Consider the following 6908-nt stretch of genomic DNA (forward strand, 5'->3'; position numbering starts at 1 on the left):
GGGCGGGGGTGGGGCTCGGCAGGCGGGGCCGGTCGCGGCGACCTCCGACGGGGGCGCGGGGCCGCCGGGCCCGGCCGCGGTCGCGCCCGCGGGGCGGAGGTCTCGGCGGGCTCGACGGACCGATGGGGGCGGCCGGGTGGTGCCTGTGTCAGCTCGCGGACTTCTGCCGGGTGTCGACGTACAGCTCGTCGATCTCTGCGGCGAAGTCCTTGACGAAGACGTGGCGGCGCACGCTCTGCTTGGGCGTGAGGTAGCCGTTCTCGACGGTGAGGTCGCCCGGCAGCACGGCGAACTTGCGGATCGACTCCGCCTTCGACACCGCCTGGTTGGCGCGGGTCACGGCGGCGTCGAGCGCCGCCAGCACGTCCGGGTCGGTCGCTGCCTGCGCGGGCGTCATCTCCGGCTTGTCGTGCATCTTCAGCCAGCCGGGCAGGCCCTCGGCGTCGAGCGTGATCAGCGCGCCGATGAACGGGCGGTTGTCGCCGACGACGACGCACTGGCTCACCAGGGCGTGCGCCCTGATGCGGTCCTCGAGGAGCGCCGGGGCGACGTTCTTGCCCCCGGCGGTCACGATGATCTCCTTCTTGCGGCCCGTGATCGTCAGGAACCCGTCGTCGTCGAGCGTGCCGAGGTCGCCGCTGCGGAACCAGCCCTCGTCGAACGCCTCGGCGGTGGCCTCCGGGTTGTTGTGGTACCCGCGGAACACCTGGATGCCGCGCAGCAGCACCTCGCCGTCGGGGGCGATCTTGACGCCGCAGCCGGGCAGCTGGGGCCCGACCGACCCGATCTTGATGGCGTCGGGGCGGTTCACGCTGGTCGGCGCGGTGGTCTCGGTGAGCCCGTAGCCCTCGAGGATGGTGACGCCGAGGCCGCGGAAGAAGTGGCCGAGACGCTCGCCGAGGGGGCCGCCGCCGGAGACGGCGTACTGCGCCTGCCCACCGAGCACCGCGCGCAGCTTGGAGAACACGAGGGCGTCGGCGACCTTGTGCTGCAGGCGGAGCCACAGCGACGGGCCCGACGGCGTGTCCAGCGCCCGGGAGTAGGCGATGCCGGTCGCGGCCGCCCAGTGGAAGATCTTCAGCTTGCCCCCGGCGGCCGCCTTCTGCTCCGCCGCGTTGTACACCTTCTCGAAGACGCGCGGCACGGCCAGGATGTAGGTGGGCCGGAAGGCCTCGAGGCCGGCGGTGACCGTCTTGAGGTCGGCCCAGTGGCCGAGCACCGTGCCGCTCGCGATCGCGAGGATCTCGATGTAGCGCGCGAACACGTGCGCCAGGGGCAGGAAGAGGAGTGTGCGCCCGCCGTCCTTGAAGACCTCGGGGACGGCGGCCACGGCGTTCACGCCGAGCAGCGCGAGGTTGCCGTGCGTGATCTCGGCGCCCTTGGGGGTGCCGGTCGTGCCGGAGGTGTAGATGATCGTCGCGACGTCGGCGAGGTCCGCGATCCCGCGGCGGCGGGCGATCTCCTCGTCGGCGACGTCGGCGCCGGCCGCCGTGAGCTTGGCGATCGCGCCGTCCTCGATCTCGAGGACCTCGCGCAGGGCCGGCGCGCGGTCGGAGACCTCCGCGACGGTGGCGGCGTGGCCCGAGTCCTCGACGACGAGCAGCGTGATGCCGGAGTCGGTGAGGATCCACTCCACCTGCTCGGCCGACGACGTCTCGTAGATCGGCACGGGGACGGCGCCCGCCGCCCAGGCGGCGAAGTCGAGCAGGGTCCACTCGTAGCGGGTGTGGGACATGATGCCGACGGGGTCGCCGGGCTGCACGCCCTTGGCGACCAGCCCCTTGGCGACGGCCACCACCTCGGCGTCGAACTGTGCGGCCGAGACCGGCTGCCAGCCGTCGCCGGAGGGACGCTCGGCGAGCGTGGCGCGCGGGTCGCTCGCCACGCGGGTGGCGAGGAGGTCGTTGAGGTTCGACGTGGCAGGCAGCTCGACCGCCTGCGGAATGGTGATCTCGTCCATGCTGACTCCATCGTCCATGCTCATGCATTGGCCAGGGGTGCGTTCCCCGGCCGCCACGATACCGGGTCTCACGGGTGGTCCAGGACACGGTTCGGTGACGGTCTGCGACCGATCGCGGTGGGCCGGTGGTGGACCGGGGATGGACGAGCGTCGCACCCCCCGGTCGTGGTGGCTAGTCTGGTCCCTGCGCGCACCGCGCGCCCCCGCGCCGCGACGGCGACCGGGTGATGCGCCGTGCGGACGCGGCGTCCCGACACATGAACGCGAGGTTCCTGCATGCACGCCATCGGAGTCGACATCGGCGGCACCAAGATTGCCGTGGGTGTGGTGGACGAGGCGGGCAAGATCCTCGCGAAGGTGCGGCGTGAGACGGTCGCCGACGACGTCGCCTCCATCGACCGGGCGATCGCGGACGCGTGCACCGAGCTGGCCAAGGAGCACGAGGTCGGCGCCATCGGCCTCGCCGCGGCAGGCTTCGTGAGCCCCGACCGGCGGTCGGTGCTCTTCGCCCCGAACATCGCCTGGCGCGAGTACCCGCTGGCCGAGCGGATCGAGGCCCTGCTGGACGTCGACGTCCCCGTGGTGGTCGAGAACGACGCGAACGCCGCGGGCTGGGCGGAGTTCCGCTTCGGTGCCGCCCGCGAGGCCACCGACATGCTCATGCTGACCGTGGGCACCGGGCTCGGCGGCGCGATCGTGGTGGACCGCGAGCTGGTGCGCGGCAAGTGGGGCGTCGCGGCCGAGGTGGGGCACATGCGCGTCGTCCCGGGCGGCCACTACTGCGGCTGCGGCCACGAGGGCTGCTGGGAGCAGTACGCGTCCGGCACGGCCCTGGTGCGCGACGCGAAGCAGGCCGTGATCGCCCAGCCGGAGCGGGCGACGCGCCTGGTCGAGCTCGCCGACGGCGACGTGTCCGCCCTGGAGGGGCCGCACGTCACGCAGGCGGCGCAGGAGGGCGACGAGCTCTCGGTCGAGCTGCTGGCGACGCTGGGCCGGTGGATCGGCGAGGGCTCGGCGTCCGTCGCCGCGCTGCTCGATCCCGAGCTCATCGTCATCGGTGGTGGCGTCGGCGCGGCCGGCGACCTGCTGCTCCTGCCCGTGCGCAAGGCCTACGAGGCACAGCTGTCGGCCCTCGGGCACCGCCCGGTGGCGCAGATCGAGCTCGCCGAGCACGGCAACGAGGCGGGCATCATCGGCGCGGCCGACCTCGCCCGGCGCTGACCCGTCCGTCCGTCGTCCGGCCCCGGCCGGTCAGACGACGGCGCCCGTGCTGTGGTCGTCCGGGTCGCGGCGGTGCGGCATCCGCCAGATGAGGATGCCGAGCGCGACGAGGAACAGGACGCCGGCCACCGGCCCGGACCAACCCGGGATGCGCAGGGCCGGGACGGCGGCGCGCAGCACGACACCGAGGACGACGAGCACCGGCACCCCGACGACCGCGGCCCACGCGAGGGTGAGGAGCGGGTCGCGGGACAGGACCGGGTCCGGGTCCGGCGGCGTGAAATGAGACTCCGTCTCTTCGAGCTCCTCGATCTCCGGCGTGACCGGCCAGTCGCGGGGACCGCGGCTCACCACGCGTCCGGGCGGCGGCGGTTCGGCGTCCTCGCGGGGCGGGTCCGCCTCCGTCCCGGACGTCGGGCCGCCGTCCGTCTCGCCCGCCGAGTCGCCGGACCCGTCCGCACGGTGGCCGTCGGCGGGCTCGTCGAGCGGCCCCAGCTGCGCGACGATGTCGGCCCAGCGGGCCTCGACGGCGTCGTCGGGCAGGTCGTCGTTCGGCAGGTCCGGTTCGGCGTCCGGGTTCGGTGCGGGCATGGGTTCACTCTATTGTCGTGGGCGAAGCAACGCGCCGACGGTCCGTCCGTCGGTGCCACGGCCCGTCACCGGCGGTCCGCTGAGCGGGGCGCGTGCAGGACTGGGCGAGGAGGACAGTTGTTCTACTGGGTGATGAAGAACGTGCTGGTGGGGCCGTGGCTCCGGCTGGCGTTCCGACCCTGGACGAAGGGCGTGGAGAACGTCCCGACCTCCGGTCCGGCGATCCTCGCGAGCAACCACCTCGCCGTCATCGACTCGTTCGTGCTGCCGCTCGTCCTCGACCGCCAGGTCCAGTTCCTGGGCAAGTCGGACTACTTCACCGGCGGAGGCGTCCGGGGGCGGCTCGTGGCCGGCTTCATGCGCGGCGTCGGCACGATCCCCGTGGACCGTTCGGGCGGGAAGGCCAGCGAGGCCGCCCTGAACACGGGGCTGCGGGTGCTCGACGACGGGGACCTGTTCGGCATCTATCCCGAGGGCACCCGCAGCCCCGACGGGCGGCTGTACCGCGGCAAGACGGGCGTCGCCCGCCTTGCCCTCGAGTCCGGCGCCCCCGTGGTCCCCGTCGCGATGGTGGGCACCGACGTCGCGCAGCCGCTCGGCCGCTCGGTCCCCAAGCCGATGCCGATCGGGATCGTCTTCGGCGAGCCCCTCGACTTCAGCCGCTACCGCGGGATGGAGGGCGACCGGTTCGTGCTGCGCTCCGTGACCGACGAAATCATGTACGCCATCCTGCGGCTGTCCGAGCAGGAGTACGTCGACGTGTACGCGGCCACGATGAAGGCGCGCCTCGCGGCGGCGGCCCAGCACCAGCCGCCGGAGGAGCCCGCCCGGCCCTAGCCCACGTCGGGGCCCACGTCGAGGCTCAGCCACGCGTCCGGCGGTGCCTCGGGCCGCCCGGGCACCGGACGGTGGGTGACCGACCAGGCGTCGCCCGCGACGTCGGTCGCGACGCGGGGCCAGAACGCCGCGGCCGCGGCGTTGGCGTCCTGGAACGCGATCTCCCACGGGCCGGGGACGTCCCGCAGCACCGCGGCGGCGACGTCGCGCCCGACGCCGTGCTGCCGGGCCGCGCGCACCACGAAGAACGCGGACAGCACCCGGACCGGCGCGTCGAGCCCCCGGACCAGGGCGAACGCGACCGGACGCTCGCCCGTGCGCCCCGTCGCGTCGCCGGCGAGCGTCGCCAGGTAGCCGCGCCAGACCGCGGCGACGCGCCCCGTCCCGTCCTCGTGCACCGGCACGTGAGGGTCGTCGGAGTCGTGGTCGAGGTCGTCGAGGGCGTCGCGGAGCCGGTCGTCGCGGAAGCGGCCGTCGGGTCCGGGGAGCTCGCCCGAGACCGCGGACATGTCGTGCCGGAAGAGCGACCACAGCCGTTCGAGGAGGGCGCGGTCCGCCGTCGTGGCGCGACGGACGCGGACCGGGGTGCCCGCGAGGCGGGCGGACGGGTCGGGAAGGGGCGCAGGTGTCGTCATACGCAAGAGCCTCCCGGCGCCGGACGGCGGGGAGGCTCGCCCGACATCATCGCACGGCCGGGCGCCGCCGCGCACGGCGCGTTCGCCCGCCGGACGGCCGGGGCCCGGGGCGGGGAGGTGCTCCTAGGATGGGAGGGCTCCCGTCCCCCACCGAGAGGTAGCCCCTGTCATGTCGGTTCGTCGCGTGGCTCTCCTGACCGCCGGCGGCTTCGCGCCCTGCCTGTCCTCCGCCGTCGGCGGCCTCATCGAGCGCTACACCGAGCTCGACCCGTCGATCGAGATCATCGCCTACCAGTACGGCTACCACGGGCTCCTCACGGGCACGAAGATCGTGGTCGACGAGGAGGGCCGCAAGCAGGCCGGCATCCTGCACCGCTTCGGCGGCTCGCCCATCGGCAACTCGCGCGTCAAGCTGACCAACGCCGCGGACTGCGTCAAGCGCGGCCTGGTCCAGGAGGGGCAGAACCCCCTGGAGGTCGCGGCCGAGCAGCTCAAGGCCGACGGCGTCGACGTGCTGCACACCATCGGCGGCGACGACACGAACACCACCGCCGCGGACCTCGCCGCGTACCTGCACGACAACGGCTACGAGCTCACCGTCGTGGGGCTGCCCAAGACGATCGACAACGACGTGGTGCCGATCAAGCAGTCGCTGGGCGCCTGGACCGCCGCCGAGGAGGCCGCGGGCTTCGCCGCGAACGTCATCGGCGAGCACCGCTCCGGCCCGCGCATGCTCATCGTGCACGAGGTGATGGGCCGCCACTGCGGCTGGCTCACCGCCGCCGCCGCGCAGGAGTACCGCAAGTGGCTCGACGCGCAGGAATGGGCGCCGGCCCTCGGCCTGACCCGCGAGCGCTGGGACGTGCACGCGGTCTTCCTGCCCGAGCTGGAGATCGACATCGACGCCGAGGCCGCCCGCCTGCGCGCCGTCATGGACGAGCTCGGCAACGTCAACATCTTCCTGTCCGAGGGGGCGGGGATGAACGAGATCGTCGAGCAGCTCGAGGCCGCCGGCGAGGAGGTGCCGCGCGACCCGTTCGGGCACGTCAAGCTCGACACGATCAACCCGGGCCAGTGGTTCGCCAAGCAGTTCGCCGAGAAGCTGGGCGCCGAGAAGGTCATGGTCCAGAAGTCGGGCTACTACTCGCGCGCCGCGGCCGCGAACGCCGAGGACCTGCGCCTCATCAAGTCGATGACCGACCTGGCCGTCGAGTGCGCGCTGCGCGGCGAGGCCGGCGTCATCGGGCACGACGAGGAGGACGGCGACCGCCTCAAGGCGATCGCGTTCCCGCGCATCGCCGGCGGCAAGGCGTTCGACGTCAACCAGCCGTGGTTCGGCGCGATCCTCGAGGGCATCGGCCAGCCGCTGGTGCCCGCGAAGCCCGCCGCGCACTGACGAGCCGATCACGGACCGGCGTCGACCACGGCGCCGACCACAGCCAGAGGCAGGAGCAGCCCGCATGACCACCGCCGTCGACACCGTGGCGCCCGGGAGCGACCCGGAGGGCCTGGACCGGTTCCGGGCCCTCGAGGCGCGCCAGCAGCCCGTGTGGCCGGACGCCGACGCGCTCGCGGCGGTGGCGGGCCGGCTCTCCCAGGCCGCGCCGCTCGTGGTGCCGGCCGAGACCCCGGCCGAGGCGGTACGCCGCCAGGTCCGGCCGCGG

General features: G+C 73.8%; 6 protein-coding genes and 1 pseudogene. 4 read left to right on the plus strand and 3 right to left on the minus strand.

Translation table 11 applies throughout. The features are described from left to right. Positions 1–148: 148 nt before the first annotated feature. The gene (locus ACFUVW_RS18395) at positions 149–1960 is read right to left on the minus strand and encodes an AMP-dependent synthetase/ligase (protein ID WP_430572753.1); all 1812 of its coding nucleotides are present in this window, start codon (positions 1958–1960) and stop codon (positions 149–151) included. A 276-nt stretch (positions 1961–2236) separates the two neighbouring features. Here ACFUVW_RS18395 and ACFUVW_RS18400 point away from each other — a divergent pair, with 276 nt between their 5' ends. Beyond that, positions 2237–3181 (plus strand): ROK family glucokinase, encoded by a 945-nt coding sequence (locus ACFUVW_RS18400; RefSeq protein WP_430572754.1) that lies wholly within the window; start codon positions 2237–2239, stop codon positions 3179–3181. A gap of 30 nt (positions 3182–3211) precedes the next feature. Here the strand turns inward: ACFUVW_RS18400 and ACFUVW_RS18405 are convergent, their stop codons facing one another. After that, positions 3212–3772: a hypothetical protein gene (locus ACFUVW_RS18405; protein WP_430572755.1), complete on the minus strand. Its 561-nt coding sequence runs from the start codon at positions 3770–3772 to the stop codon at positions 3212–3214. A 117-nt stretch (positions 3773–3889) separates the two neighbouring features. On the opposite strand from ACFUVW_RS18405, the gene ACFUVW_RS18410 reads away from it, so the two are divergent. Then, positions 3890–4609, plus strand: a complete 720-nt coding sequence (locus tag ACFUVW_RS18410) for a lysophospholipid acyltransferase family protein (protein ID WP_430572756.1) — start codon at positions 3890–3892, stop codon at positions 4607–4609. On the opposite strand, the gene ACFUVW_RS18415 is transcribed toward ACFUVW_RS18410, so the two are convergent. Then, positions 4606–5244, minus strand: coding sequence for a GNAT family N-acetyltransferase (locus ACFUVW_RS18415; RefSeq protein WP_430572757.1), 639 nt, complete (start codon positions 5242–5244; stop codon positions 4606–4608). The two genes, ACFUVW_RS18410 and ACFUVW_RS18415, sit on opposite strands and share 4 nt — an antisense overlap. A gap of 169 nt (positions 5245–5413) precedes the next feature. Between ACFUVW_RS18415 and ACFUVW_RS18420 the strand changes: the two genes are divergently transcribed. After that, on the plus strand, positions 5414–6640 hold the full coding sequence (locus ACFUVW_RS18420) for a pyrophosphate--fructose-6-phosphate 1-phosphotransferase (RefSeq protein WP_430572758.1): 1227 nt from the start codon (positions 5414–5416) through the stop codon (positions 6638–6640). Positions 6641–6704: 64 nt separating this feature from the next. Continuing rightward, positions 6705–6908, plus strand: a pseudogene (locus tag ACFUVW_RS18425) (hypothetical protein); the annotation flags it as partial.

The organism is Isoptericola sp. NPDC057391 (genome assembly GCF_042668085.1).
Taxonomy (GTDB): Bacteria; Actinomycetota; Actinomycetes; order Actinomycetales; family Cellulomonadaceae; genus Isoptericola.